The 788-nt window shown below is 48.4% G+C and carries 1 protein-coding gene and 1 pseudogene; both read left to right on the top strand.

Annotated features, from left to right (window positions below; translation table 11 throughout):
- Positions 1 to 143 (top strand): annotated as a pseudogene (locus KIV40_RS26255) (twitching motility protein PilT); the annotation flags it as partial.
- 31 nt (positions 144 to 174) lie between these two features.
- Positions 175 to 788 (top strand): ATPase, T2SS/T4P/T4SS family (locus KIV40_RS26250; protein ID WP_285352119.1); only part of this gene is annotated, 614 nt, incomplete at its 3' end.

The raw sequence follows: 788 nt of genomic DNA, 5'->3' as shown, positions 1-788 counted from the left end.
AGATGTATTCGATCATTCAGACTGGTGCGGCGTATGGTATGCAGACCATGGAGCAGAATGCTCGTCAATTGATGGCGCAAGGCATGGTATCGCGTGAAGAAGTGGATAAGAAAGTTGAAATTGAAGCGCAGCAATTCTCGTAACGAATTACTTAGGAAATAGCGAATACGGACGATGGATCTGAATAAATTTCTCGAAGGCATGTTGGCGTTAAAAGCGTCGGATCTCTACATCACTGTCGGTGCTCCGATTTTGTTTCGTGTGGATGGCGAATTGCGCCCGCAAGGTGATAAGCTGACTGAAAATGATGTCGCCTTGTTACTCGACAGTGCCATGGAACCAGAGCGACGCCAGGAGTTTCGTAAAAGCCGTGAGTCTAACTTTGCCATTGTCCGTGATTGCGGTCGTTTCCGTGTCAGTGCCTTTTTCCAACGTGAATTACCGGGAGCCGTTATTCGTCGTATTGAAACCAATATTCCGACGTTTGAGCAACTTAAGTTACCTTTGGTACTGCAAGACCTTGCTATTGCCAAGCGTGGCTTAGTGCTGGTGGTTGGTGCCACTGGTTCTGGTAAGTCGACCACTATGGCGGCGATGACGGGTTATCGCAACAACAACAAAACGGGTCATATCCTGACGGTAGAAGACCCGATTGAATTTGTGCACGAGCACAAGCGTTGCATCGTGACACAGCGTGAAGTTGGCCTAGACACCGACAGCTATGAAGTGGCGTTGAAAAACTCGTTACGTCAGGCGCCAGACATGATTTTGATTGGTGAGATCCGTAG

Source organism: Vibrio sp. D173a, assembly GCF_030248475.1.
This window is presented reverse-complemented; position numbering and strand designations above follow the sequence as displayed.